Here is a 23,126-nt window from a genome sequence, read left to right as displayed (position 1 = left end):
CTTGCCGTCTCAGCGCTCCGCGGCCAGTTCCCGATTGAGGGCGCCTAGGAACTCGGCGACGGTTTCGAGCTGCTCCGGAGTGAAGCGGCGGCGGGCCGCCTCGGTGCCGCGGGCGAGGGGGGTGAAGTACTGGCGGGCGAGGGTACGGGCGGCGGGGTTGTAGTGCAGGTGGACCACGCGGCGGTCGGCGCTGTCACGGGCGCGGGTGACGTGGCCGGCACGTTCGAGGCGGTCCAGACACGCCGATACGGCGCCCGAGGTGAGGTTCAGGCGCTCACGCAGCCGGGAGGGGGTCATGGGCTCGCCGTCCAGGGCCGAGGCGTCCATGATCGCGGCGAGCGCGTGGACGTCCGTGGCGTGAAGGCCGTGCGCCTGGGCGAACGCGTGGGCGATGCGGTTTATCTCGCTGTTCAGGGTGCGCAGGAGGACGGCGTACCCCTGGAGGTCGCTGGGAGGACGCTCCTCCGGGCGTTCGGGCTGCATGTCTCCAAGGATATGATCTCCAGATCTCTCGATCATTGAGATACTTTACGGTTGAGGCACCTTGCCCGGCATCCGCCCACTCCTGCCTGGGGAGCGCATGAACCCCGTACGCCGACCGGTCCGCTGGCTGGTCCCCCTCGTCCTTGTCCTGGTCTGGCTCGCCCTCGGCGGGGCCTTCGGCTCCTACGCGGGCAAGCTGGGCGAGGTGTCGACCAACGACCAGACCGCTTTCCTGCCGCGCAGCGCGGAGTCCACCCGGACCCTCGCCCTCCAGAAGACCTTCGACCGGCAGGAGACGCTCCCCGCCGTGGTGGTCTGGACCGGCGAGGACGGCGGGAAGATCACCCCGCCCCAGCGCGAGGCGGCCACGCGGGCGCTGGCGTCGCTCGCCGGCGGCGACGGTGTGGTGGGCCGTCCGTCCCCCGCGCTCCCCGCCGAGGACGGGGCCGCGCTGGAGGGTGTGGTCCCGCTCAGCCCGGAACTGGGCGAGAAGGTCACCGATGTGGTGGACCGGGTCGAGCGGACGGCGGCGGGCGTGGCGGGCACACGTGCCCAGGTCGCCGGTCCGGCCGCCACCCAGGCCGATCTCACTCACGCGTTCGGCGGTATCGACGGCATCCTTCTGGGTGCGGCACTGGCGGCCGTGCTGGTGATCCTGCTGCTGGTGTACCGCAGTGTGCTGCTGCCGTTCGTCGTCATCGTCGGCGCGGTGTTCGCGCTCGGCATCGCCTGCGCCATCGTCTACGTCCTCGCCGATCACGGTGTCGTCCGGGTGGACGGGCAGGTGCAGGGCATCCTCTCGATCCTGGTGATCGGCGCGGCCACCGACTACGCCCTGCTGCTCACCGCCCGCTTCCGCGAGGAGCTGGCGCGGGGCGCCCGGCGGGCGGAGGCGGCGTGGGGCGCGCTGCGCAATTCGTTCGGCGCGATCACCGCCAGCGCGGCCACCGTCGCGCTCGGGTTGCTCGCGCTGCTGCTCAGCGACCTGACGAACAACCGGGCGCTGGGCCCGGTGGGCGCGATCGGCATCGGGTGCGCGGTGCTGTCCACACTCACCTTCCTGCCCGCGGTGCTCGCTCTGCTGGGCCACGCCGCGTTCTGGCCGGCCAAGCCCCGCCCGGCGGACGCGGCGACGGGCGGCCACGGCCTGTGGCGCCGGGTGGCGCACCGGGTCGACAGCAGCCCCCGGAAGGTGTGGCTGGCGACCTGTGCCGTGCTCGTCGTGGGCGCGGCGTTCTTCCCGGCGCTCAAGTCGAAGGGTGTCCCGCTGGACGAACTCTTCGTCAACGACGCCCCGTCCGTCTCCGCCCAGCAGACGCTCGGTCGGCACTTCCCGGGCGGCTCCGGCCAGCCCGTGGTCGTCATCGCGGACGCGGCCAAGGGCGCGGAGGTGGCCGCCGCGGCGGCGAAGACGCCCGGCGTGGCCTCGGCCGCCCCGCTGAGCGCGACCGGCAAGCCGGGCGGTACCCCTCGGGTGGTGGACGGACGCGTACGGGTCGACGCGACCCTGACCGACGCGCCGGACAGCGACGCGGCCAAGGCGACCGTCGAGCGGCTGCGCGACCGGCTGCACGCGCTGGACCCCGGCTCGCTGGTGGGCGGTCACAGCGCCCAGCAGTACGACACCGAGCGCACCGCCGAGCACGACCGGAACCTGATCGTCCCCGTCGTCCTGCTGATCATCCTGGTGATCCTGATCGCGCTGCTGCGCTGTCTGCTGCTGCCGGTGCTGCTGGTGGCGACGGTCGCGCTCAACTACCTGGCCACGCTGGGCATCGCGGGCCTGGTCTTCCGCCACGGCCTCGGTTTCTCCGACACGGACGCGTCGGTACCGCTGTACGGGTTCGTGTTCCTGGTCGCGCTCGGCGTGGACTACAACATCTTCCTGATGTCCCGCGTCCGCGAGGAGACCGTCCGCCATGGCACCCGGGAGGGCGTCCTGCGCGGTCTGATCGCCACGGGCGGCGTCATCACCTCGGCCGGCGTCGTCCTCGCCGCGACCTTCGCCGCGCTGATCGTCATTCCGTTGGCGTTCCTCGTCCAGATCGCCTTCATCGTCGCCTTCGGCGTCCTCCTCGACACCCTCGTCGTCCGCTCCCTCCTCGTCCCCGCCCTGGTCCGGGACATCGGCCCGGCGGTGTGGTGGCCGGGCAAGCTGTCCCGTGAGCAACGGGCCCCACAGGAACGGGAGTCGACGGAGGACCGCATCGAGCAGAAGCAGTAGCCCTCTCCGGCCGCGGCTACGCCGGATCCAGGCGTCTGCGGAGGAGGCAGAACTCGTTGTCCTCCGGGTCGAGCAGGACGTGCCAGGACTCCTCGCCGGTCTGGCCGATGTCGGCCGGGCGGGCGCCGAGGGCGAGGAGGCGGTCGAGTTCGGCGGGCTGGCCGCGGTCGGTGGGGCTGACGTCGATGTGGAGGCGGAGCTTGGCGGGGCGGGGGTCGGTGGTGGGGCTGAGGACGAGCGTGGGCTGCGGGCCGCCGAACCCGGCGCCGGGCGGGCCGATCTCGATGCTGCCGTCGTCCTCCCGGCCGAGTTCCACGTAGCCGAGGACGTCGCTCCAGAACGCGGCGAGCCGCTCCGGGTCGACGGCGTCGACGACCAGCTCACTGATGCGGCATGCCATGCGCGCCAGTGTACGGAGAACGGGCGAATCCGGTGGGCCGGAAGGAAGCCGGACGTGCCGTACCGGGGAGCCTTCCGGCATGACCCTCACCGCACACATCGACACCACGCGCCCGGTGGCCACGCTCATCAACGTGTTCACCGTCGCCCCGGACCGCCAGGTCGAGCTGATCGACCTCCTGTCCCGCGCCACGGAGGAGACGATGAAGTATCAGCCCGGCTTCATCTGCGCCAACTTCCACGCCTCCCTGGACGGCGAGAGTGTCGTCAACTACGCCCAGTGGGAGACCGAGGAGCACTACCGCGCGATGCTGGCCGACCCCGAGGCGAGGGTGCACATGGACAAGGCGGCCACCATCGCCACCCACGTCCAGCCCCGCCTCTTCCGCGTGGAGTCGGTCCACGCGAGCTGACGGACCCCAGCCTCAGACTCTCCTCAAGTCCCTTGGCAGCAGCGGTGCCTGACCGCCACGATCGGCCGTATGACAGGACTCACGGGACTCACCGGGGGCCGGGCCTTCGTCCTGCCGCTCAAGGACTCGGACGCGATTCTGGCGGCGCTGCGCCGAGCGCTGGCGGACGCGCCGCCGCAGGAGCGGCCGGGGCTGGAGCGGGCCGTCGCGCTCGTGGAAAGGCCGAGCCGGCCCTCCGCCTGCTGACGGCGGTGGAACTCCACAAGAAGGCGGTGGCTCACCCGGAGTGAGGGGCGTCCCCCAGTCCGAGTTCCCGCTCGCCCAGCGGGGCGAAGAACCGCTCCACATCGGTGACCTCCGCCAAAGTCGCGGGCGACCAGCGCGGCGAGCGGTCCTTGTCGATGATCTGGGCCCGGACGCCCTCGACCAGGTCGGGCGTGCTCAGGGCCGCGCAGGAGACGCGGTACTCCTGGTCGAGGACCTCCTCCAGGGACCCGAGCCGGCGGGCGCGGCGGAGGGCGGCCAGGGTGACCTTCAGCGCGGTGGGCGACCTGGTCAGCAGGGTGTCGGCGGCCGACTTGGCCTCGGGCGAGCCGTGCTCCCGCAGCCGGGCGATGATCTCCTCGACCGTGTCGGCTGCGTAGCAGGAGTCGATCCACTCCCGCCAGCCCGCCAGTTCACCCTCCGGCGCCGGACGCCCGTGCCGGGCGAGCGCCTCCGCCACGTCGAGCGCGTCGAGGCCGGCCACCAGGTCGGGAAGCGCGGCGGACGGTACGTAATGGTCGGCCAGCCCGCACAGCAGCGCGTCCCCCGCCCCGATCTGCGCGCCGGTGAGCGCGAGGTGGGTGCCCAGCTCGCCGGGAGCCCGTGACAGCAGGTAGGTGCCGCCCACGTCCGGGACGAACCCGATGCCGGTCTCGGGCATGGCGATCCGGGACCGCTCGGTGACGATCCGGACGCTGCCGTGCGCGGAGATGCCGACACCGCCGCCCATCACGATCCCGTCCATCACGGCCACGTACGCCTTGGGACAGCGGGCGATCCGCGCGTTGAGCCGGTACTCGTCCCGCCAGAACTCCGCCGAGGCGGTGCCGTCGCCGTCGCGGGCGTCGTCGTGGACGGCGCGGATGTCACCGCCCGCGCACAGCCCCCGCTCCCCCGCCCCGGTGACGACCACCGTCTTCACGGTCGGGTCCCGCTCCCATTCGGTGAGCGCTTCATCGATGAGCCGGACCATGTCGTGGTTCAGCGCGTTGAGCGCCTTGGGACGGTTCAGCGTGAGGTGGGCGGCCCGGCCGATGGTGTGCACCAGTACGGGAGCCTCGGCGCCGGTCATCCGATCGCCTCCAGCAGGCCGTGGGCCACGATGACGCGCATGATCTCGTTGGTTCCTTCCGGGTCCGGTGGACAAGCGGGACACCGACGATCTTGCCTCCGCGGGAGCCTCCGGCGACACCCCCACTTTGGTGGAATATTCAACAAAGACGGGATGCTGTACCCGCCGAAGGAGGTCTCAGGTGGACACCAAGTACTACGACCACGGCACCGCCGCCGAGCGCTGGGAGCGGGCGGGGATGTTCTTCGACGCCAAGGAATACACGAACGCGGCCCGTGTGCTCACCGGGCTGGTCGAGGAGGTCCCGGAGCAGACCGCGCCCCGGCTGCTGCTGGCCCGCGCCTACTACCACTCCGCCCAGCTCAGCCGCGCCGAGGCGGAGCTGCGGATCATCGTGGAGCGGGACCCGGTGGAGCACTACGCCCGGCTGATGCTGGGCCGCACCCTGGAGCGCCAGTCCCGTCACGAGGAGGCCGCGCCGCATCTGCGGATCGCCGCCGCCCTCGCGGGTGACTTCCCGCAGGAGTGAGCCCCCTGGGGGCGCGTCGGGTGAACGGCCGGTTTCGCACCGGACGTTGGTGCGGCGCGCCCCTCTTCCACGCAGGCCGGCGTGGCATCCTGGCGCGATGACACCTGTCAGTGATCACGCTCCCCTGGCCGAGCGGGTGACCGAACTCCTCGCGGCGGGCGGCCCGTTGCCCATCGTCGCGGCCGGGCACCCGGTGCTGCGCCGGCCGGCCGAGCCGTACGACGGCCAGCTCGCACCCGAGGTGCTCACCCGCTTCCTGGCGGCGCTGCGCGACACCATGCACGCGGCCCCCGGTGTGGGGCTCGCCGCGCCGCAGGTCGGGGTGGGGCTGCGGATCGCCGTGATCGAGGACCCGGCACCGGTTCCGGAGGAGATCGCGGTGGTCCGGGGCCGGGTGCCCCAGCCCTTCCGGGTGCTGGTCAACCCGTCGTACGAGCCGGAGGGCACCGACAGGGCGTCCTTCTTCGAGGGCTGCCTGAGCGTGCCTGGCTGGCAGGCCGTGGTGACCCGACCCGCACGGGTCCGGCTGCGCGGGCAGGACGAGCACGGGCGGGAACTGGACGAGGTGGTCGCCGGCTGGCCCGCCCGGATCGTGCAGCACGAGACGGACCATCTCGACGGCACCCTGTACCTCGACCGCGCCGAACTCCGCTCACTGTCGACCAACGAGGCGGTGGCGGCCCGCTGGGCGCAGCCCACACCGGAGGCCGCGGCCGAGGCACTGGGCTTCGAACTCCCCTGAGGGCAGCATCAGTTGTCCCGGTAAGCCTCCAGCAGCCGCAGCCACACCTCGCTCAGGGTCGGAAACGGCGGCACCACGTGCCACAGCCGGTCCAGCGGCACCTGACCGGCGACGGCGACGGTCGCCGAGTGGATCAGTTCCCCGACCCCCGGCCCGACGAAGGTGACCCCGCGCAGGATCTCCTCGTCCAGGTCGACCACCATGCGGGCGCGCCCCTTGTAGCCGTCGCCGTACAGGCTCGCCCCTCCGACCGAGCCGAAGTCGACGTCGACCGCGCGGACCCGGTGCCCGGCCTGCTCGGCCTCCGCGAGGGAGAGGCCGACGGCGGCGGCCTCCGGGTCGGTGAAGACGACCTGGGGCACGGCGTAGTGGTCGGCCGTGGCCACATTGGCTCCCCACGGGGCCTCGTCCAGCGGGGTGCCCGACGCGCGGGCCGCGATGACCGCGCCCACGATCCGGGCCTGGTACTTCCCTTGGTGGGTGAGGAGCGCCCGGTGGTTGACGTCACCGGCTCCGTAGAGCCAGTCGGTGCCGCGGACCAGGAGGGTGTCGTCCACTTCCAGCCAGGAGCCGGGTTCGAGGCCGACGGTGTCCAGGCCGATGTCGTCGGTCTGCGGGGCGCGGCCGGTGGCGAACAGGATCTCGTCGGCCTCGATGCGCGCGCCGTCGCCGGTGACGGCCACGACGGTGCCGTTCTCGCGGCTGACGGACTCGACGGAGGTGCCGGTGCGCACGTCCACGCCCGCCTCGGTGAGCGCCTGCGCGACCAGTTCCCCTGCGAACGGCTCCATCCGGCTGAGCAGGCCCTTGCCCCGGACCAGCAACGTGACCTGCGAGCCGAGCGCCTGCCAGGCGGTGGCCATCTCGGTGGCGACGACACCGCCGCCGACCACGATCAGCCGGCCCGGCACGGTCTGCGAGCTGGTCGCCTCCCGGCTGGTCCAGGGCCGTACTTCGTCGAGTCCGGGCAGGCCGGGTAGCTGGGCGCGGGTGCCGGTGGCGACGACCACCGCCTGCCGGGCGGTGAGCGTGGTGACCGTGCCGTCCTGGGCGGTGACCGTGACCGTGCGGGCGCCGGCGAGGCGGCCGTGGCCCCGGTGGAGCGCGATCCCGGCGCCCTCCAGCCAGTGCACCTGGCCGTCGTCCTTCCAGTGGGAGGCGAAGTCGTCGCGGCGGGCGAGCACCGCCCCGGCGTCGAGCGGGCCCTGGTTCGCGTGGGCCAGGCCGGGGAGGCGGCGGGCGTCGGCCTGGGCGATGACCGGCCTGAGCAGCGCCTTGCTGGGCATGCAGGCCCAGTACGAGCACTCGCCGCCCACCAGCTCGTTCTCCACGATCGCGGTGCTGAGCCCGGCCGCGTGCGCGCGGTCGGCGGCGTTCTCCCCCACGGGCCCGGCCCCGAGCACCACGACGTCGTACGCGATGGTTTCCGTTTCCGTCATGCGGCCAGTGTGGTGGGTGGGCGTCCCGGGGGCCACATGATCCGGGGCTCGGGAATGCCGAAAGGTTTCCTTGAGGGGAAGCTGTAGGGGACGGACGCAGGGAAGGCGGGGCACTACGGCCCGGAATAGGCACCGTGGCGGGCATGTTTCCGCCGGTGGCACTACCTCCACACCAGGAAGAGGGATCACACCATGAGCGGCACCGTGGAGCTGACCAAGGAGAACTTCGACCAGACGGTGGCGGACAACGAGTTCGTTCTCATCGACTTCTGGGCCGACTGGTGCGGACCGTGCAAGCAGTTCGCGCCGGTGTACGAGAAGGCGGCCGAGGAGAACCCCGACCTGGTGTTCGCCAAGGTCGACACCGAGGCCCAGCCGGAGCTGGCGCAGGCGTTCGGCATCCAGTCGATCCCCACGCTGATGATCGTCCGCGACCAGGTGGCGATCTTCGCGCAGCCGGGCGCGCTGCCCGAGCCCGCGCTCACTGACGTCATCGACCAGGCCCGCAAGCTGGACATGGACGAGGTCCGCAAGGACATCGCGGCCCAGGAAAGCCAGGGCCAGGGCCAGGGCCAGGGCCAGGGCCAGCAGTCCAGCGGCGAGTGACCTAGCTCGAAGCCCGGTGGATCAGCGTGGCGTCCAGCACGGTGCGGACCTCGGGTTCGGCGCCGGGCCGGCGTACGGCATGGTCGACCAGTTCGGCGAGTTCGCGGCCGGAGGGCAGTTCGAGGCGGACGGTGCTCAGCCGGGGTCGTAGCAGGCGGCCGAGCATCAGGTCGTCGGCGCCGACCACGGCGATGTCCGCCGGGACGCGCAGCCCCGCGTCCTGCAGGGCGCGCATCAGGAGCATCGCGTACTCGTCGTTGTGGGCGAAGACGGCGTCGAGGCCCAACTCGGGCAGACGGGCGGCCAGTTCACTGGCCGCCCGTTCCGTGTAGGCGAGGGGCAACCCGGTCACGGTCGCCTCGGTGCCATGGAGGGCGCGGCGAACGCCGTTGAGGCGGGGGTGGGAGTAGAACTCCAGGCCGGGTTCCTCGGGGAGGATCACCCCGATGCGGCGGCGGCCCCGGTCGTAGAGATGGGCGGCGGCGCGGTGGCCGACGACGGCGTGGTCCATGAGCAGGGCGTGCGCGCCCTCGACGCGCGCGGGGCCGAGGGTCACCACGGCGCGGGCACCGGCCCGCGTGAGCACCGCGACCCCGTGCGGGCCGAGCCCGGAGCCGGGGACGAGAACGGCGACGGGGCGTAACTCGGCCCAGGCCCGGGCGGCTTCGTCGCCCTGGCCGACGGCGCCGTGCTGGACGACGGTGTAGTCGAGCCGGCTCAAGGCGGCCTGGAGTTCGCCGAGGAAGCGGTGGTAGCGGGGGCCCACCGGGACGGCCGGGGCGGGCATCAGGACCATCCGGCTGTGTCCGGCGCGCAGGGTGCGGGCGGCGGCGTGGGGCACGTACCCGAGTTCTCGGGCGGCGGCATGGACGCGGCGGCGGGTGGGCTCGCTGATCCGTACGGCGTCGGTGTCGTTGAGGACGTAGGACACGGTCGCGCGCGAGACGCCCGCCAGGCGGGCCACGTCGGCGCTCGTGGGCGTGTTCGGTATCTGCACCATGACAGAGCGCATCCTGGCAGAGGCGGCGGGGGCGGCTTCGGGCGGGGCGAGGTCGTACAGGACTGGACGAAAGCACGGCGTGGGCCGACAGACATACGACGCGGTCTGACGAACACGTTCGCCACGAACTTGTTCGGAGCGAACATGTTCGTTACTGTCGCGCCATGACACCACCTCCTGCCGGCTCCCGCAGGGAGCGACCCGCGAAGCCCGCCCTCACCCGAGAGGGCATCGTGGCCGCCGCGCTGGCCGTCCTGCGCGCCGAGGGGCTGCGCAAGGTGACCATGCGGCGGCTGGCACAGGAACTCGACACCGGCCCGGCCTCGCTCTACGTCTACGTCCGCAACACCCACGAACTCCACGCGGCCGTGCTGGACGAACTGCTCGGCACCCTCCCGCCGGTCCCCGCCGAAGGCACGTGGCGGGAGCGCCTGGAGCACGTGCTCACGTCCTGTACGGCGATGCTGCTGGCCCACCCCGAGCTGGCGCGCTCCGCGCTGACCGCGCGGCCGAGCGGGCCGCACTACCTGAACCTGATCGAGACCCTGCTCGGACTGCTCGCCGAGGGCGGGGTACCGCGCGAGCGGGCGGCCTGGGGTGTCGACCTGCTGCTCCAGCACGCCACCGCGACCGCCGCCGAGCACGCCGGCGAGGAGCCGGCGGACGACTGGCAGAACCTGATCGGCACCTTGCGCGAGGTGTCCGAGCGGACCCATCCGCACATCGCGGGCAGCGCCGAGGTGCTGCTCTCGGGCACACCCGAGAACCGGCTCTCGTGGGCCTTCCAGACCCTGATCAACGGCATCGAGCGGACCGCGGTACCCGAATGAGCAACCAGGAGACCTCCATGACCGGAACCGCCGCCCCGCTCCCCCACCACCCGATAGCCGTGATCGGCGCCGGACTCGGCGGACTCACGCTCGCGCGGGTGCTGTACGCGCACGGCGTCGAGGCGGCGGTGTTCGACCTCGAGGCCTCGGCCAAGGCGCGGACACAGGGCGGGATGCTCGACATCCACGACGACACCGGGCAGGAGGCGCTGCGCGCGGCCGGGCTGCACGAGGAGTTCCTCGCACGGGTCCACGCCGGCGGCCAGGCCACCCGCGTCCTGGACCGGCACGCCGAGGTGCACTGGTCGCAGGCGGACGACGGCACGGGCGGCCGCCCAGAGATCGACCGGGGCGAACTACGCGCGCTGCTGCTGGAGTCACTGCCCGAGGGACTCGTCCGCTGGGGTGCCAAGGTGACCGGCGCCCGTGCGCTGGACGGCGGCCGGCACGAGGTGTCGCTCGCCGACGGCACCGTCTTCACCACCGGCCTGCTCATCGGCGCGGACGGCGCGTGGTCGCGGGTGCGGCCGCTGGTGTCGGACGCGGTGCCCGTCTACGCCGGGGTGTCCTTCGTCGAGGCGGACCTGCACTCGGCCGACAGCCGGCACCCGGTCGGCGCCCAAGTGGTCGGCGGCGGCATGCTGTTCGCCCTCGGCGCCGGCCGCGGCTTCCTGGCGCACCGGGAGCCGGACGGCAGCCTGCACGTGTACGCCGCCGTCGCGGCCCCGGAGACTTGGCTGGACGGCATCGACTTCACCGACACCGAGGCGGCCGCGCGGGCGGTGCTCAAGGAGTTCGACGGCTGGCACGAGGATCTGCGGGCCCTGGTCGCGGACGCCGACGCGCCCCTGGTTCCCCGGCGCATCCACGCCCTCCCGGTCGGCCACCGCTGGCCGCGCACGCCGGGCGTCACCCTCCTCGGCGACGCGGCCCACCTGATGTCCCCGTTCGCCGGCGAGGGCGCCAACCTGGCCCTGATCGACGGCGCCGACCTGGCCCGCGCCCTCCTCGCCCACCCCGGCGACACGGAGGCCGCGCTCGCCGCCTACGAGGAGCGGATGTTCCCGCGCGCCGAGCACTCGGCCGCGGACTCGGCCCTCATGGGCGGGATGCTGTTCCGGCCGGACGCGCCGGAGCGGCTGTCGGCGATGTTCGCGGGGCACCAGCCGTGGGCCGAGCAGCGGTGATCCGGTCGACCAGGTCGCACCAGCCCGCCTCCACCCGCGCCATCGGCATGCCGAGCTGGCGGGTCAGGTGGTGGATCAGGGCCGGGTCCAGGTAGGCCAGCAGGACCGGGACGAGGAGTTCGCAGTCCTCGCCCGGCAGCAGTTGGCGCAGCAGCACCAGCAGGTGGGCGCGCATGGCCTGGTTGGAGGGGTGCAGATGGCGCCGGGTGGGCTCGGGCAGCGCGGCCAGTTGCAGGTCGAGCTGGTCGGCACAGAGGTGCAGCACCGCGACGCCGAAGGCGTGCAGCCGCTCGCGCGGGGGTGCGCCGGGGCCCAGCGGGGGCGGGCCGGCGAGGAAGTCGGCCTGGAGCCGGGCGGAGGAGTGGTCCAGCAGGGCGGTGAGGAGCCCGGTGCGGTCGCCGAAGCGACGGAAGACGGTGCCCTTGCCCACCTTGGCCGCGGTGGCGACGGCCTCCATGGTCACCCCGGCCACGCCGTGCTCGGCGATCAGCCGGGTGGCGGCCTCCAGCAGCCGGGCCCGGTTGCGGGCGGCGTCGGCGCGCAGGCAGGGCTCCTCGGGGCCCGTGCCGACCTCCAGCAATCGGGGTGTGTCGACGGGCTCCTGAGGCTGCGGGCAGGGCGGCAGAGCGCTGGACATGAAGACAGCGTAAAGCATGGGGAACAAAACTGGACCCCGGTCCGGTTAGAGTGGTAGAAAAATAAACGGACCCCGGTCCGGATCCTTTCCAGTGTGTTTCACCACCCCTTGGAGTACCTCATGTCCGTTCGCATCCTCGCGCTCGTCGGTAGCCTCCGCGCCGGTTCGCACAACCGCCAGCTCGCCGAGGCGGCCGCCAAGCTCGCCCCCGAGGGCGCCGAGGTCGTGATCTACGAGGGCCTGGCCGACGTTCCGTTCTACAACGAGGACACCGACCTCGAGGGCCAGGTCCCGGCCGCCGCCGCCGAGCTGCGTGCCGCCGCCCAGGCCGCCGACGCGTTCCTCCTCTTCTCTCCCGAGTACAACGGCACGATGCCGGCCGTGCTGAAGAACGCCATCGACTGGCTGTCCCGCCCCTACGGCGCCGGCGCCTTCGGCGGCAAGCCCGTCGCCGTCATCGGCACCGCCTTCGGCCAGTACGGCGGCGTGTGGGCGCAGGACGACACCCGCAAGGCCGTGGGCATCGCGGGCGGCAAGGTGATCGAGGACATCAAGCTCTCCATCCCCGGCTCCCTGACCCGCTTCGCCGAGACCCACCCGTCCGACGACGCCGAGGTCGCCGGCCAGCTGACCGAGGTCGTCTCCCGCCTCCACGGCACCGTGGGCGACGTCATCGCCGCCTGACCTTTCGTAGGTGAGAGGGCCGGAGTCCACTGGACTCCGGCCCTCTCACGCGTGCGCTGGACCTACTTGGCGAACGCGTCCACACCCGTCAGCTCCGCCGACAGGGTCCACAGGCGGGCCGCCTGCTCGGGGTCGGTGGCCCAGTCCTTGACGCCGGCCCAGGTGCCGTCCGCCGGGGCGGGCTCGGCGATGTCGCAGTCCTCCAGGTACAGCCCGCCCAGGCCGTCGAGCCGGGGCGAGGTCGCGGCCCAGACCTGGGTGGCCGCGCCCTGCTCCGGGGTCTTGAAGCCGGCCGGGTTCAGCGGGTTGCCCTGCTCGTCGATCCAGCCGCGCTCGACCATCTCCTCCTTGGGCAGGTGCCGCTGGAGCGGGGTCATGATGCCGCCGGGGTGGAGCGAGAAGGCCCGGACACCGAAGTCCCGGCCCAGGGTGTCGAGCTGGAGGGCGAACAGCGCGTTGGCCGTCTTCGCCTGGCCGTACGCCTGCCACTTGTCGTAGCCCTCGGTCCACTGGACGTCGTCCCAGCGGACCGGCGAGAGGTGGTGGCCGCGCGAGGACACCGAGACGACGCGGGCACCCTCACCTGAGGCGAGCGCCGGCCAGAGCCGGTTGGCCAGGGCGTAGTGGCCGAGGTGGTTGGTGGCGAACTGCGTCTCCCAGCCGGGCCCGACCCGCGTCTCCGGGCAGGCCATGATCCCGGCGTTGCCGATGAGGAGGTCGATGCCGCGGCCGGACGCCAGGAACCGCTCGGCAAAGCCGCGCACGCTGTCCAGGTCGCCGAGGTCCAGCTCGTCCACCTCGACGTGTCCGATCCCGGCCAGCTCCCCTCGGGCGACTTCCGGACGCCGGGCCGGGACGACCACATGGGCTCCCGCCTCGGCCAGCGCGCGAGTGGTCTCCAGGCCGAGCCCCGAGTAGCCGCCGGTGACGATCGCCAGCCTGCCCGTGAGGTCGATGCCCCGCAGGACCTCGTCGGCGGTGCTGTCCGCGCCGAAACCCGAACCGATCTTGTGCTGTGCAGGAGTGCTCATGCCCAGAACGCTACGAATTGGAGTGCTCTCGAAGTCAAGCGGTGCACAAGGACGCGCCGGGAACCTGCGCCGGGACACCCGCGCACCGATCCTGGAGAGGTGAATCACCCGTGGGCGAGGGAAGGGGCACGATCATGACCATGGACCCGCCTCCGTTCGACCCGGAACTCGCCGCCGCTCTGGAACCGCTCAAGGACGACATGGAGCCGGGCCTGACCCCGGACGGCATCGAGGCGGCGCGGGAGAACGCCGCCATGGAGGTGTTCGGCTCGCTGGACCTCACCATGGACGGCGCCTTCGAGGTCGAGGACCGCGAGGTGCCGGGCCCACCGGGTGCCCCGGACGTCTCCCTGTACATCTGCCGCCCCGCCGCCACCACTTCCGGCGTCCGGCTGCCGGTGATCTACTACGTGCACGGCGGCGGCATGATCCTCGGCACCAACCGAGCGGGCGTGGACGCACCGCTGTCCCTCGCGCTGGATCTGGGCGGCGCGGTGGTCGTCTCCGTGGAGTACCGGCTCGCCCCCGAGCATCCGCATCCGGCGCCGGTGGAGGACGTGTACGCCGGGCTGCTGTGGACGGCGGAGCACGCGAAGGAGCTGGGCGGCGACCCGGAGCGGATCGTCCTCGCGGGCGCCAGCGCGGGCGGCGGCCTCGCGGCCGCCGTGGCCCTGATGCTGCGGGACCGCCAAGGGCCGCCCGTGCTCGGCCAGTTGCTCAGGTACCCGATGCTGGACGACCGCAACGACACGCCCTCCAGCCATCAGATGGCGGGCGTCGGCGTCTGGGACCGCACCGCCAACGAGACCGGCTGGAACGCCCTGCTGGGCGAGCGCCGGGGCGGCCCGGACGTCTCCCCGTACGCCGCCCCCGCCCGCGCCACCGATCTCGCCGGGCTGCCTCCGGCCTTCCTCGACGTGGGCTCGGCGGAGACGTTCCGGGACGAGGTGGTGGAGTACGCGTCCCGGATCTGGCGGAGCGGCGGAGTGGCCGAACTCCACGTCTGGCCGGGCGGGTTCCACGGTTTCGACGCCTTCGTGCCCGAGGCGGCCCTCTCGAAGGCGGCTCGCGCGGCCCAACTGGGCTGGCTGGAGCGGCTGCTCGCCGACCGGAAGGAATAAAGCCCGGCGCCCTGAGGGCCGTTGCCCGGCCGTTAGGGTGCACGGCGTGAGCACGTACAGCGAAGAGAACGTCCCCGGCCGCTTCGGCCCCCACGCCACCACCGAGGCCGACCCGCGCCAGGTCGGCCCGGTCGCCACGGAGTACACGCCCGAGCGTGACGGCGACCCCGATCCGGGCGAGATCGTCTGGACCTGGGTGCCGTTCGAGGAGAACGACGGCCGGGGCAAGGACCGCCCGGTGCTGGTCGTCGCGCGAGAGGCCGCCGGCACCTTCCTCGCCGTGCAACTGTCCAGCAAGGAGCACGACGGTGAGCGGGAGTGGGTGGCGATAGGCCAGGGCCCCTGGGACCGCACCGGCCGCAACTCCTGGGTGTCCGTGGAGCGGGTGCTGCGGCTGCACGACGACGGCATGCGCCGGGAGGCGTGCGCGCTGGACCGCATGCGTTTCAACCTCGTCCGGCAGCGGCTGTACGAGCGCTACGGCTGGACCTGACCGCTTCGCAGGGCCCGCCTCGGCCGGGGCGGGCCCTGCGCATGCTCGCGGCGGACTCACCCGGTCGGACCAAATCCGCCCGGACCGCCCCCGAGCCCTCCTGAGCTGCCCGAACCGCCCCCGCCCACCGCTCTCCCCGCCGTGCCCCCACGCGCCGACGGGGTAATGCTGGTGGGGTGCCGCGAAGGCGCCCGGAACCGGTCACAGCCGGTACGGGAGGAAACGCGCGAGGAGACGGAGATGAACGATCCCGGACGTCCCATTGGGCGGTCTTGTGCGATTCGGTGCGAGGGTCTTGGGTGGAATGCGTCTCTGCCCGGCACACGCCCGGCCGGGCTCCGTCGGCACGCTGGAATCCCAGGAGAACCCCGACATGTCTGACGCATCGAGTGGTGACTGTACGGAGCACCACTGCACGAAACACGACTGCACCCGGCACCGCGCGGCGGTCACCGAGGCGGAGGTGGACGCCCTGATCCGGGGCATCTGCTTCAAGACCGGCCCGCCCCGCACCCTCGGGGTGGAGGTGGAGTGGCTGGTCCGTGACCCGGAGCGGCCCTGGCTCCCCGTACCGCCCGAACGGCTCGAAGCGGCCCACGCGGCCGTGCGCACCGTCCCCCTGGACTCGCCGCTCACGGTCGAGCCCGGCGGCCAGTTGGAGCTCAGCTCGCTGCCCGCCGCCTCCCTGACGGAGTGCGTCACCTCCGTCTCCGCCGACCTGACCGCGGTCCGCAAGGTCCTCGCCGGGCACGGCCTCGCCCTCCTCGGCGTCGGCCACGATCCCTGGCAGGAGCCCCGCCGCTTCCTCCACGAACCCCGCTACGACGCCATGGAGGCGTGCCTGGACCGCACCGGACGGGCCGGCCGCCACATGATGTGCGCCTCGGCCTCCGTGCAGGTCTGCGTGGACGCCGGGTACGAGGAGCCGGGCCCGCTGGGCTACGAACGGCGCTGGTGGCTGGCGCACCAGCTCGGCGCCGTCCTGGTGGCCGCGTTCGCCAACTCCCCGCTGGCATCACGCCGGCCCACCGGCTGGTGCTCCACCCGGCAGCTCCACTGGATGGAGATCGGCCCCGGCCGGGCGGGGGCTCCCCCGACCGACGGCGAACCACGGGCCGACTGGGCCCGGCACGTGCTGGACTCCCCGGTGATGTGCGTCCGCCGCGAAGAGGGCCCCTGGGACGTGCCGGAGGGGCTGACCTTCCGCGAGTGGACCCGGTCGCGGGCCCCGCGCCCGCCCACCCGCGCGGATCTCGACTACCACCTGACCACTCTGTTCCCGCCGGTCAGGCCGCGCGGTCATCTGGAGCTGCGGATGATCGACGCGCAGCCCGGTGACGACGGCTGGATCGTGCCGCTCGCGGTGACGGCGGCCCTCTTCGACGACCCGGAGGCGGCCGAGGCCGCGCACCGGGCGGTGAAGCCGCTGACGGAGCGCACGCTGGACCGGCCCGCCCCGCACAATCCGCTGTGGTCGGACGCGGCCCGGCTCGGCCTGGCCGATCCAGGGCTGCGGGAGGCCGCCACCGCCTGCATCACGGCGGCGCTGGCGGCGCTGCCCCGGCTCGGTGCCACGCCCGAGGTGTCGGACGCGGTGGCGGGGTACCTGGACCGTTACGTCCTGCGGGGCCGCTGCCCGGCCGACGACCTGCTGGCCGGCGCCGGCGACACGGGCCCGCGCGCCCACGCGAGGAAGGACATCCGCTCATGACCGCCCAGGAGAGCGGGACGACGGCGGCCGGGACCGAGACGCTGCGCGAGCGGCTGCTCGCCTCGCTGGTCACCGCCCGCGACCGCACCACCCTGCTGACGAGCTGCGTCGGGGACCCGGACCTCACCGCCCAGCACTCCCCGCTGATGTCGCCCCTGGTCTGGGACCTCGCGCACATCGGCAACCAGGAGGAGTTGTGGCTGCTGCGCAACGTCGGCGGCCGGGAGGCGATGCGGCCCGACATCGACGTGCTGTACGACGCCTTCGAGCATCCGCGTTCCGAACGCCCCTCGCTGCCGCTGCTCTCGCCCGAGGAGGCGCGGAAGTACGCGGCCGAGGTGCGCGGGCGGGCGCTGGACCTGCTGGAGAGCGCCGACTTCGAGGGTGGCAGCCGGCTCACCGAGGCCGGGTTCGCCTTCGGGATGATCGCCCAGCACGAACAGCAGCACGACGAGACGATGCTGATCACCCATCAGCTCCGCACCGGCCCGGCCGCGCTGACCGCGCCCGCACACGAGCCGGTGCCGCCCTACACCGGGCCGGCCGAAGTCCTGGTCCCCGGCGGCCCGTTCACCATGGGCACCTCCACCGAACCCTGGGCACTGGACAACGAACGCCCGGCACACGTACGGGAGGTGGCGCCGTTCTGGATCGACACGGTGCCGGTGACGAACGCGGCCTACCAGGCGTTCATCGCGGACGGCGGCTACGAGACCGAGCGGTGGTGGACCCCGGAGGGCTGGGCGCACGTACGCCGCAACTCCCTCAAGGCGCCGCTGTACTGGCGCCGGGAGGGCAGCCAGTGGCTGCGGCGCCGGTTCGGGGTCACCGAGGTGGTGCCGCCCGCCGAGCCGGTGCTGCACGTGTGCTGGTACGAGGCGGACGCGTACGCCCGCTGGGCCGGGCGCAGGCTGCCCACCGAGGCGGAGTGGGAGAAGGCGGCCCGGCACGACCCGGTCACCGGTCGCTCCACCCGCTATCCGTGGGGTGACGCCGACCCGGGGCCGGAGCACGCCAACCTGGGCCAGCGGCACCTCTCCCCCGCCCCGGTCGGCAGCTACCCGGCCGGTCAGTCGCCGCTCGGGGTACGGCAGTTGATCGGGGATGTCTGGGAGTGGACGTCGAGCGACCTCGAACCGTATCCGGGGTTCGCCGCGTTTCCGTACCGGGAGTACTCGGAGGTGTTCTTCGGGCCGGAGTACAAGGTGCTGCGCGGCGGTTCGTTCGCCGTGGACGCGGTGGCCTGCCGGGGGACGTTCCGCAACTGGGACTACCCGATCCGGCGGCAGATCTTCGCCGGGTTCCGCACCGCCCGCTCGGAGTCCGCCTGATGTGCCGCCACCTGGCCTACCTGGGCCCCGACCGGCCGCTCAAGCACCTGCTCCTGGACCCGCCGCACAGCCTGTACCGGCAGTCCTGGGCGCCCCGGCGACAGCGCAACGGCACGGTGAACGCGGACGGGTTCGGGGTCGGCTGGTACGCGGACGGCGACCCGGTGCCGGCCCGCTACCGGCGCTCCGGACCGATCTGGGCGGACCAGTCTCTGCTGGACCTGGCCCGTGTGGTGCGCTCGGGCGCGGTGCTGGCCGCCGTGCGCGACGCCACGCTGACGGGGGCGGACGCGGAGGCCGCGGCGGCGCCGTTCGCGTCGGGGCGGTGGCTGTTCAGCCACAACGGGGCGGTCGCCGGCTGGCCCGACTCGGCCGCCCCGCTGGTCTCCCTGCTGCCCCCGGTCGATGTGCTGTCGCTCCAGGCGCGCACCGACTCGGCGTTCGTCTGGGCGCTGGTCCTGCACCGGCTCAGGTCGGGCGAGGCGCCGGAACACGCCCTCGCCGCGACGGTCCGCCAACTGGCCGCGGCCGCGCCCGCCTCCCGTCTCAACCTGCTGCTGACCGACGGCGAGACCGTCACCGCGACGGCCTGGGGCGACAGCCTCTGGTACCGCGCGGAGCCGGGACCCGCCGTGATCCTCGCCTCCGAGCCGTACGACGACGAACCGCTGTGGCGGGAGGTCCCCGACCGCACCGTGGTCACCGCGAGCCGTACCGAGGTGCGGCTCGCCCCCGTCGAGGACCTCGTGTCCGTGCCACCGAAGGAGCCCTGCACGTGAGCCTGCACGTGACCCGCACCCTCCGCGAGGACGCGACCGACGCCGCGCTGCGTGCCGACGTCCTCGACGGCCTGTCCACCGATCCCAAGACGCTGCCGCCCAAGTGGTTCTACGACGCGCGCGGCAGCGAGCTGTTCGAGCGGATCACGGAGCTGCCCGAGTACTACCCGACCCGTGCCGAGCGGGAGATCCTCCAGAACCGCTCCGGTGAGATCGCCGCGGCCAGCGGCGCCCGCACCCTGATCGAGCTGGGGTCGGGCTCCTCCACCAAGACCCGCCATCTGATCGACGCCCTGACCTCGCTGGAGGCGTACGTCCCGGTCGACGTCAGCGAGAGCGCGCTGGTGCAGGCGGGGCGGGCGCTCACCGGGGAGCGCCCCGGTCTCGCGGTGCACGCCCAGATCGCGGACTTCACCAAGCCGATGACGCTGCCGGGGACGCCCGGCCCCCGGCTGGTCGCCTTCCTCGGCGGCACGCTGGGCAACCTGCTGCCCGCCGAGCGGTCCGGCTTCCTGGACAGCGTGCGGGCCATGCTGGCGCCGGGCGACGGGCTGCTCCTCGGCACCGACCTGGTGAAGGACGAGGCGGTGCTGGTCCGGGCGTACGACGACGCGTCCGGGGTGACGGCCGCGTTCAACAAGAACGTCCTCAGCGTGATCGACCGCGAGCTGGGCGCCGACTTCGACCCGGACGCCTTCGACCATGTGGCCCGCTGGGACCCGGAGCGGGAGTGGATCGAGATGCGGCTGCGCTCGCGTACCGCGCAGACGGTGAAGATCCCGGCGCTCGGCATGGTCGTGGACTTCGCGGCCGGTGAGGAGATGCGCACCGAGGTCTCGGCGAAGTTCCGCCGGGAGGGAGTCGGCGCCGAACTGGACAAGGCGGGGCTGGAGTTGACCCACTGGTGGACCGACTCCGAGGACCGCTTCGCGCTGTCGCTCAGCGTGGCGCGCTGAGCTTCGGCGGGCTGAGGGCGGCTGTCTCCCCGCCCGGCGGGCGATCTCTCGCGCGCCGGGCGGGGATGCGGCACGGTGGATTACGGCGCGACAAACCGGACCGATCGGGCAGCCGGGCGCCGTCACCCTGCCGTACGGCGAAGAGGAGCACCCACCCATGTCGAACCACACCTACCGGGTCAGCGAGATCGTCGGCACCTCCACCGACGGTGTCGACCAGGCCATCCGCAATGCCATCGGCCGTGCCGACCAGACCCTGCGCAACCTGGACTGGTTCGAGGTCACACAGGTCCGGGGACAGATCGAGAACGGGCGGATCGAGAAGTACCAGGTGTGCCTGAAGGTGGGCTTCCGCCTGGAAGAGGTCTGAGACCTCCGAGACGGCCCAGACGCTGAGACGGCTGAGCCCTCCGGGCGCCGCCGCCGGCTCAGGTCCGGCCCTCCTGCTCCTGGGCCTGCTCCAGCGCGGCCGAGGACTCGGCCCAGCGGGCCCGTACGACGGCGAAGCCGGCCCGCTCGGCCGCGTCGCAGACCAGCTCGTCGTCGTCCACCACGACCAGTACCTCACGCCGCCGGGCGAGCCCGCGCAGGATCTCCAGCTTGGTGGTCCGGGCGGGCCTGCGGTCCTGGTCGGGCCGCATGCGCAGCTCACCGTCCGGGAGTCGGTGGAGGGCGAGCCAGCCGAGGGTGTCCCGGCGGCACCGCTCGGGACGCCCGGTGAGGTACACGAGGTCGCAGGTGCGGGCGGCGGTTCGGGCCATCGCCACCCCCTCGGCCAGCGGCGGGTCGAGGGGCGCGGCGGCGAAGAACCCGTCCCAGTCGCGCGGGTGCCGCTCCAGGAAGTGCTGCCGGTGCGCGGTCCCCGCGAGGGTGTTGTCGAGGTCGAAGACGGTCACCGGGCGTTCGCTGCTGTGTGCCACAGGCCCACTGTAGGGCGGCCGTGCCGGGCGCCGGGCGTTCAAGATGCGAAGCCGGGCAGGGCCGGTGACCCTGGGAGGGGAAGCCTCAAGCGACCAGGAGGGCTGCCATGTCCTTTATGGACAAGATCAAGGGAATGCTCAAGGGCCACGAAGACATGGCCGACAAGGGCATCGACAGGGGTGGCGACTACCTCGACCAGCGGACCGGTGACAAGCACCAGTCCCAGGTGGACACCGCCCAGGAGAAGCTCAGGGACCAGTTCGGCTCCCAGCAGCACCGCGACAACCCGCCGCGGTCCTAGGACCTCGCGGGGGCGGCCCGTACCGGTGCGATGCCGGGCGGAACTCTTTACCAGGCATACGTCCGCGTCCGGTTCGGAGCAGATCCGAGCCGGACGTGGTCGTGTGCGCGGCCGGCTGCGGGATCATGCATCGCATGATCAACACTTCACGCCGCGGTCTGCTGGCCGCCTTCGCCGTCACCGCCGCCTCTCTGCCCCTGGGTGCCCTGGCCACCACCCCCGCGCGGGCCGACGCCCTCCCGGCCCCCGTGGACCCGCTGCCCGCCCCGGCCGGGCTGACCTCGGCCCGCTCCTCGGTGACCCTGCCGCCGCTGGACGCCTCCTACTTCTCCCAGCTGACCCTCGCCGCGCCGCTCACCGCCACCGTGCTGCCCGGCACCCCGGCCCGCACCGAGATAACCAGCGGCGGCAGACGCGTCGCGCTGCTCACCCGGGGCGCGCGGACCGTGCTGGTGCCGGGCCCGCGAAGAACCTTCGCCGAGAACAAGCGGCCCTTCGTGGACGACTTCGGGCGCACCCTGCCGGACACCTCGCTCCCGGCCGCCGACCGCTCGTACTGGGGGACCTCTCCGGGCGGCGGGAGCTGGTCCACGCTGGGCCCGGCCGACACCGACTACTCGGTGCTGCCCGGCACCGGTGTCATCGCGCTGACCACCGACTACGCCAGCCGCCACGCGACGCTGCGGGACGACCGGATCACCGACGTGGACGTGCGCGCGACCGCCCGCTTCGACAAGGTGCCCACCGGCCAGGCGTGCTCCTACGCGCTGTCCTTCGGCTACCAGGACACCCACAACAACTACCGGGCCCGGCTGTCCTTCCTGACCAGCGGCGGGGTGGAGCTGCGCGTCGAGAAGGAGGTCACCGACACGGTGACCCAGCTCGTCACGGCCGCCACCCTCACAACCGGCGTCCCGGCGGGTACCGATTTCACGGTCCGGGTGCGGCGGGAGGGCACCCGGATCAGGGTCAAGGCGTGGCGTACGAGCACGGCGGAGCCCTCCGGCTGGGCGGTGGACGTCACGGACTCCACGTTCGGCGCGGGCCGGGTGGGCCTGCGGGCGCTGGCCAACCAGGGCTGCACCAACCTGCCGGTCAGACTTCAGGTGAGCCGCTTCGAGGTGGACGCCGCGAACTGGGACACCCCGCCGACCGTCACCCACGGCGACTGGGTGCGCGTGCTGCCGGAGCCCTTCGACGGCACCTGGACGGCCGACCTGGAGCGCACGGTGCGCGGCTGGGCCGGGTCGACGGCGCCGGACGTGCTCGCGTACGCGGCGATGTTCCTCGGCGGCGCTCCGGCGGTCACCGCCGGGGACGGGCCCGCGCTGGGCAAGCAGGTGCTGGGCGAGGCCGGTTACGGCTATCTGGACCCGCAGGGCTACCGCTACGAGGGCGCCGACTTCCACGAGTACATGAACGTGGGCTGGACCTTCCCCGACGGCACCTACACCGGACCGTCGAGCAAGCAGGCCGGCAATCTGGACTGCTCCGGTTACACGCGGATGGTGTACGGCTACCACATGGGCGTACCGCTGGCGGCGGGCGCGGACACCTCGGGGACGCGGATACCGCGCAAGTCGCGTGACATCGTCGACTACGCGCCCGGTGTCGTCGTCGACCGGACGAACGGCACCGCGCCGCCCGTGGCCGCGCTGCTCCAGCCCGGTGACCTGGTGCTGTTCAACGCCGACTCCAGCGACGACCACGCGACGGTCACCGTGGACCACGTCGGGATCTACCTCGGCCCGGACGCCGACGGCAAGCGCCGCTTCCTGTCCAGCCGGAAGACGGTGGACGGTCCCACCATGTCCGACCTCGGCGGCGCGTCCCTCCTGGACGGCACCGGCACCTACGCCACGTCCCTGCACACCGTGCGCCGCGTCTGACCCCCGAGACACAGCAGACGGGGCCGGGGATGAGCACCACTCCCGGCCCCGCCCGTCCGCCCCCTTCGGCGAACGTCTGCTGAG

26 protein-coding genes are annotated in these 23,126 nt (G+C 73.0%); 18 read left to right on the top strand and 8 right to left on the bottom strand.

The window, feature by feature from the left end:
- Positions 1-9 precede the first annotated feature (9 nt).
- Positions 10-483: a MarR family winged helix-turn-helix transcriptional regulator gene (locus E5082_RS22500; RefSeq protein ID WP_135793056.1), complete on the bottom strand. Its 474-nt coding sequence runs from the start codon at positions 481-483 to the stop codon at positions 10-12.
- Positions 484-580: 97 nt separating this feature from the next.
- On the opposite strand from E5082_RS22500, the gene E5082_RS22495 reads away from it, so the two are divergent.
- Positions 581-2,707: an MMPL family transporter gene (locus tag E5082_RS22495; RefSeq protein WP_135793055.1), complete on the top strand. Its 2,127-nt coding sequence runs from the start codon at positions 581-583 to the stop codon at positions 2,705-2,707.
- Positions 2,708-2,723: 16 nt separating this feature from the next.
- On the opposite strand, the gene E5082_RS22490 is transcribed toward E5082_RS22495, so the two are convergent.
- On the bottom strand, positions 2,724-3,107 hold the full coding sequence (locus E5082_RS22490) for a VOC family protein (RefSeq protein ID WP_135793054.1): 384 nt from the start codon (positions 3,105-3,107) through the stop codon (positions 2,724-2,726).
- A gap of 79 nt (positions 3,108-3,186) precedes the next feature.
- Here E5082_RS22490 and E5082_RS22485 point away from each other — a divergent pair, with 79 nt between their 5' ends.
- On the top strand, positions 3,187-3,519 hold the full coding sequence (locus tag E5082_RS22485) for an antibiotic biosynthesis monooxygenase family protein (protein WP_135793053.1): 333 nt from the start codon (positions 3,187-3,189) through the stop codon (positions 3,517-3,519).
- A 69-nt stretch (positions 3,520-3,588) separates the two neighbouring features.
- Complete coding sequence (locus E5082_RS22480) at positions 3,589-3,765, top strand: hypothetical protein (protein ID WP_229918706.1); 177 nt, start codon at positions 3,589-3,591, stop codon at positions 3,763-3,765.
- A 31-nt stretch (positions 3,766-3,796) separates the two neighbouring features.
- Here E5082_RS22480 and E5082_RS22475 read toward each other — a convergent pair whose 3' ends face one another.
- Positions 3,797-4,855: an enoyl-CoA hydratase/isomerase family protein gene (locus E5082_RS22475; RefSeq protein WP_135793052.1), complete on the bottom strand. Its 1,059-nt coding sequence runs from the start codon at positions 4,853-4,855 to the stop codon at positions 3,797-3,799.
- Positions 4,856-5,036: 181 nt separating this feature from the next.
- Between E5082_RS22475 and E5082_RS22470 the strand changes: the two genes are divergently transcribed.
- A complete protein-coding gene (locus tag E5082_RS22470) occupies positions 5,037-5,384 on the top strand; it encodes a tetratricopeptide repeat protein (protein ID WP_135793051.1) in 348 nt (115 codons plus the stop codon).
- Between the two features lie 97 nt (positions 5,385-5,481).
- On the top strand, positions 5,482-6,126 hold the full coding sequence (locus E5082_RS22465; protein WP_135793050.1) for a peptide deformylase: 645 nt from the start codon (positions 5,482-5,484) through the stop codon (positions 6,124-6,126).
- Between the two features lie 8 nt (positions 6,127-6,134).
- On the opposite strand, the gene E5082_RS22460 is transcribed toward E5082_RS22465, so the two are convergent.
- Complete coding sequence (locus E5082_RS22460; protein WP_135793049.1) at positions 6,135-7,565, bottom strand: dihydrolipoyl dehydrogenase family protein; 1,431 nt, start codon at positions 7,563-7,565, stop codon at positions 6,135-6,137.
- Between the two features lie 192 nt (positions 7,566-7,757).
- Here E5082_RS22460 and trxA point away from each other — a divergent pair, with 192 nt between their 5' ends.
- A complete protein-coding gene (gene trxA, locus E5082_RS22455) occupies positions 7,758-8,171 on the top strand; it encodes a thioredoxin (RefSeq protein ID WP_135793048.1) in 414 nt (137 codons plus the stop codon).
- 1 nt (position 8,172) lies between these two features.
- Here trxA and E5082_RS22450 read toward each other — a convergent pair whose 3' ends face one another.
- Positions 8,173-9,183 (bottom strand): LacI family DNA-binding transcriptional regulator, encoded by a 1,011-nt coding sequence (locus E5082_RS22450; RefSeq protein WP_190045207.1) that lies wholly within the window; start codon positions 9,181-9,183, stop codon positions 8,173-8,175.
- Between the two features lie 152 nt (positions 9,184-9,335).
- Between E5082_RS22450 and E5082_RS22445 the strand changes: the two genes are divergently transcribed.
- Complete coding sequence (locus E5082_RS22445; RefSeq protein ID WP_135793046.1) at positions 9,336-10,001, top strand: TetR/AcrR family transcriptional regulator; 666 nt, start codon at positions 9,336-9,338, stop codon at positions 9,999-10,001.
- A 17-nt stretch (positions 10,002-10,018) separates the two neighbouring features.
- The gene (locus E5082_RS22440; protein ID WP_135793045.1) at positions 10,019-11,188 is read left to right on the top strand and encodes an FAD-dependent oxidoreductase; all 1,170 of its coding nucleotides are present in this window, start codon (positions 10,019-10,021) and stop codon (positions 11,186-11,188) included.
- Here the strand turns inward: E5082_RS22440 and E5082_RS22435 are convergent.
- The gene (locus tag E5082_RS22435; protein WP_135793044.1) at positions 11,100-11,843 is read right to left on the bottom strand and encodes a TetR/AcrR family transcriptional regulator; all 744 of its coding nucleotides are present in this window, start codon (positions 11,841-11,843) and stop codon (positions 11,100-11,102) included. The genes E5082_RS22440 and E5082_RS22435 overlap by 89 nt on opposite strands.
- Before the next feature lie 102 nt (positions 11,844-11,945).
- Here E5082_RS22435 and E5082_RS22430 point away from each other — a divergent pair, with 102 nt between their 5' ends.
- The gene (locus E5082_RS22430; protein WP_135793043.1) at positions 11,946-12,509 is read left to right on the top strand and encodes an NAD(P)H-dependent oxidoreductase; all 564 of its coding nucleotides are present in this window, start codon (positions 11,946-11,948) and stop codon (positions 12,507-12,509) included.
- A 62-nt stretch (positions 12,510-12,571) separates the two neighbouring features.
- Here the strand turns inward: E5082_RS22430 and E5082_RS22425 are convergent, their stop codons facing one another.
- On the bottom strand, positions 12,572-13,540 hold the full coding sequence (locus E5082_RS22425; protein ID WP_135793042.1) for an SDR family NAD(P)-dependent oxidoreductase: 969 nt from the start codon (positions 13,538-13,540) through the stop codon (positions 12,572-12,574).
- Positions 13,541-13,674: 134 nt separating this feature from the next.
- On the opposite strand from E5082_RS22425, the gene E5082_RS22420 reads away from it, so the two are divergent.
- The 7 genes from E5082_RS22420 to E5082_RS22390 all read left to right on the top strand — a co-directional run bounded on the left by E5082_RS22420 (position 13,675) and on the right by E5082_RS22390 (position 20,301).
- Positions 13,675-14,661: an alpha/beta hydrolase gene (locus tag E5082_RS22420; protein ID WP_135793041.1), complete on the top strand. Its 987-nt coding sequence runs from the start codon at positions 13,675-13,677 to the stop codon at positions 14,659-14,661.
- Between the two features lie 46 nt (positions 14,662-14,707).
- Entirely contained in the window at positions 14,708-15,154 is a 447-nt protein-coding gene (locus E5082_RS22415) for a type II toxin-antitoxin system PemK/MazF family toxin (RefSeq protein ID WP_135793040.1), read from the top strand.
- A gap of 373 nt (positions 15,155-15,527) precedes the next feature.
- Positions 15,528-16,865: an ergothioneine biosynthesis glutamate--cysteine ligase EgtA gene (gene egtA / locus E5082_RS22410; protein ID WP_135793039.1), complete on the top strand. Its 1,338-nt coding sequence runs from the start codon at positions 15,528-15,530 to the stop codon at positions 16,863-16,865.
- Complete coding sequence (gene egtB / locus E5082_RS22405; protein WP_135793038.1) at positions 16,862-18,196, top strand: ergothioneine biosynthesis protein EgtB; 1,335 nt, start codon at positions 16,862-16,864, stop codon at positions 18,194-18,196. The genes egtA and egtB overlap by 4 nt, the downstream gene beginning before the upstream one ends.
- On the top strand, positions 18,196-18,975 hold the full coding sequence (egtC, locus tag E5082_RS22400; RefSeq protein WP_135793037.1) for an ergothioneine biosynthesis protein EgtC: 780 nt from the start codon (positions 18,196-18,198) through the stop codon (positions 18,973-18,975). Before egtB ends, egtC begins: the two co-directional genes overlap by 1 nt.
- The gene (egtD, locus tag E5082_RS22395) at positions 18,972-19,931 is read left to right on the top strand and encodes an L-histidine N(alpha)-methyltransferase (RefSeq protein ID WP_135793036.1); all 960 of its coding nucleotides are present in this window, start codon (positions 18,972-18,974) and stop codon (positions 19,929-19,931) included. Before egtC ends, egtD begins: the two co-directional genes overlap by 4 nt.
- A gap of 157 nt (positions 19,932-20,088) precedes the next feature.
- Positions 20,089-20,301 carry a dodecin gene (locus E5082_RS22390; protein ID WP_135793035.1) on the top strand — a complete coding sequence of 71 codons (213 nt, stop codon included), beginning with the start codon at positions 20,089-20,091 and terminating at the stop codon, positions 20,299-20,301.
- A 58-nt stretch (positions 20,302-20,359) separates the two neighbouring features.
- Here E5082_RS22390 and E5082_RS22385 read toward each other — a convergent pair whose 3' ends face one another.
- Positions 20,360-20,851, bottom strand: coding sequence for a phosphatase domain-containing protein (locus E5082_RS22385; RefSeq protein ID WP_135793034.1), 492 nt, complete (start codon positions 20,849-20,851; stop codon positions 20,360-20,362).
- 107 nt (positions 20,852-20,958) lie between these two features.
- Between E5082_RS22385 and E5082_RS22380 the strand changes: the two genes are divergently transcribed.
- Together E5082_RS22380 and E5082_RS22375 are read left to right on the top strand one after the other, a co-directional pair.
- Positions 20,959-21,153 carry an antitoxin gene (locus E5082_RS22380; RefSeq protein WP_135793033.1) on the top strand — a complete coding sequence of 65 codons (195 nt, stop codon included), beginning with the start codon at positions 20,959-20,961 and terminating at the stop codon, positions 21,151-21,153.
- Between the two features lie 134 nt (positions 21,154-21,287).
- Complete coding sequence (locus tag E5082_RS22375; protein ID WP_135793032.1) at positions 21,288-23,042, top strand: NlpC/P60 family protein; 1,755 nt, start codon at positions 21,288-21,290, stop codon at positions 23,040-23,042.
- The last annotated feature ends 84 nt before the right edge of the window (positions 23,043-23,126 follow it).

Origin of the sequence: Streptomyces griseoluteus (genome assembly GCF_004784465.1) — a bacterium.
Taxonomy (GTDB): Bacteria; Actinomycetota; Actinomycetes; order Streptomycetales; family Streptomycetaceae; genus Streptomyces; species Streptomyces griseoluteus.
The sequence above is the reverse complement of the archived record's forward strand: the minus strand, read 5'-3'. Positions and strand labels throughout refer to the sequence as shown.

What these genes read in the sequence shown, in the direction of transcription:
- E5082_RS22500 (WP_135793056.1), bottom strand. Translation starts at nt 483, where the DNA reads ATGCAGCCCGAACGCCCGGAGGAGCGTCCTCCCAGCGACCTCCAGGGG.
- E5082_RS22495 (WP_135793055.1), top strand. Translation starts at nt 581, where the DNA reads ATGAACCCCGTACGCCGACCGGTCCGCTGGCTGGTCCCCCTCGTCCTT.
- E5082_RS22490 (WP_135793054.1), bottom strand. Translation starts at nt 3,107, where the DNA reads ATGGCATGCCGCATCAGTGAGCTGGTCGTCGACGCCGTCGACCCGGAG.
- E5082_RS22485 (WP_135793053.1), top strand. Translation starts at nt 3,187, where the DNA reads ATGACCCTCACCGCACACATCGACACCACGCGCCCGGTGGCCACGCTC.
- E5082_RS22480 (WP_229918706.1), top strand. Translation starts at nt 3,589, where the DNA reads ATGACAGGACTCACGGGACTCACCGGGGGCCGGGCCTTCGTCCTGCCG.
- E5082_RS22475 (WP_135793052.1), bottom strand. Translation starts at nt 4,855, where the DNA reads ATGACCGGCGCCGAGGCTCCCGTACTGGTGCACACCATCGGCCGGGCC.
- E5082_RS22465 (WP_135793050.1), top strand. Translation starts at nt 5,482, where the DNA reads ATGACACCTGTCAGTGATCACGCTCCCCTGGCCGAGCGGGTGACCGAA.
- E5082_RS22460 (WP_135793049.1), bottom strand. Translation starts at nt 7,565, where the DNA reads ATGACGGAAACGGAAACCATCGCGTACGACGTCGTGGTGCTCGGGGCC.
- trxA (WP_135793048.1), top strand. Translation starts at nt 7,758, where the DNA reads ATGAGCGGCACCGTGGAGCTGACCAAGGAGAACTTCGACCAGACGGTG.
- E5082_RS22450 (WP_190045207.1), bottom strand. Translation starts at nt 9,183, where the DNA reads ATGCGCTCTGTCATGGTGCAGATACCGAACACGCCCACGAGCGCCGAC.
- E5082_RS22445 (WP_135793046.1), top strand. Translation starts at nt 9,336, where the DNA reads ATGACACCACCTCCTGCCGGCTCCCGCAGGGAGCGACCCGCGAAGCCC.
- E5082_RS22440 (WP_135793045.1), top strand. Translation starts at nt 10,019, where the DNA reads ATGACCGGAACCGCCGCCCCGCTCCCCCACCACCCGATAGCCGTGATC.
- E5082_RS22435 (WP_135793044.1), bottom strand. Translation starts at nt 11,843, where the DNA reads ATGCTTTACGCTGTCTTCATGTCCAGCGCTCTGCCGCCCTGCCCGCAG.
- E5082_RS22430 (WP_135793043.1), top strand. Translation starts at nt 11,946, where the DNA reads ATGTCCGTTCGCATCCTCGCGCTCGTCGGTAGCCTCCGCGCCGGTTCG.
- E5082_RS22425 (WP_135793042.1), bottom strand. Translation starts at nt 13,540, where the DNA reads ATGAGCACTCCTGCACAGCACAAGATCGGTTCGGGTTTCGGCGCGGAC.
- E5082_RS22420 (WP_135793041.1), top strand. Translation starts at nt 13,675, where the DNA reads ATGACCATGGACCCGCCTCCGTTCGACCCGGAACTCGCCGCCGCTCTG.
- egtA (WP_135793039.1), top strand. Translation starts at nt 15,528, where the DNA reads ATGTCTGACGCATCGAGTGGTGACTGTACGGAGCACCACTGCACGAAA.
- egtB (WP_135793038.1), top strand. Translation starts at nt 16,862, where the DNA reads ATGACCGCCCAGGAGAGCGGGACGACGGCGGCCGGGACCGAGACGCTG.
- egtC (WP_135793037.1), top strand. Translation starts at nt 18,196, where the DNA reads ATGTGCCGCCACCTGGCCTACCTGGGCCCCGACCGGCCGCTCAAGCAC.
- E5082_RS22390 (WP_135793035.1), top strand. Translation starts at nt 20,089, where the DNA reads ATGTCGAACCACACCTACCGGGTCAGCGAGATCGTCGGCACCTCCACC.
- E5082_RS22380 (WP_135793033.1), top strand. Translation starts at nt 20,959, where the DNA reads ATGTCCTTTATGGACAAGATCAAGGGAATGCTCAAGGGCCACGAAGAC.
- E5082_RS22375 (WP_135793032.1), top strand. Translation starts at nt 21,288, where the DNA reads ATGATCAACACTTCACGCCGCGGTCTGCTGGCCGCCTTCGCCGTCACC.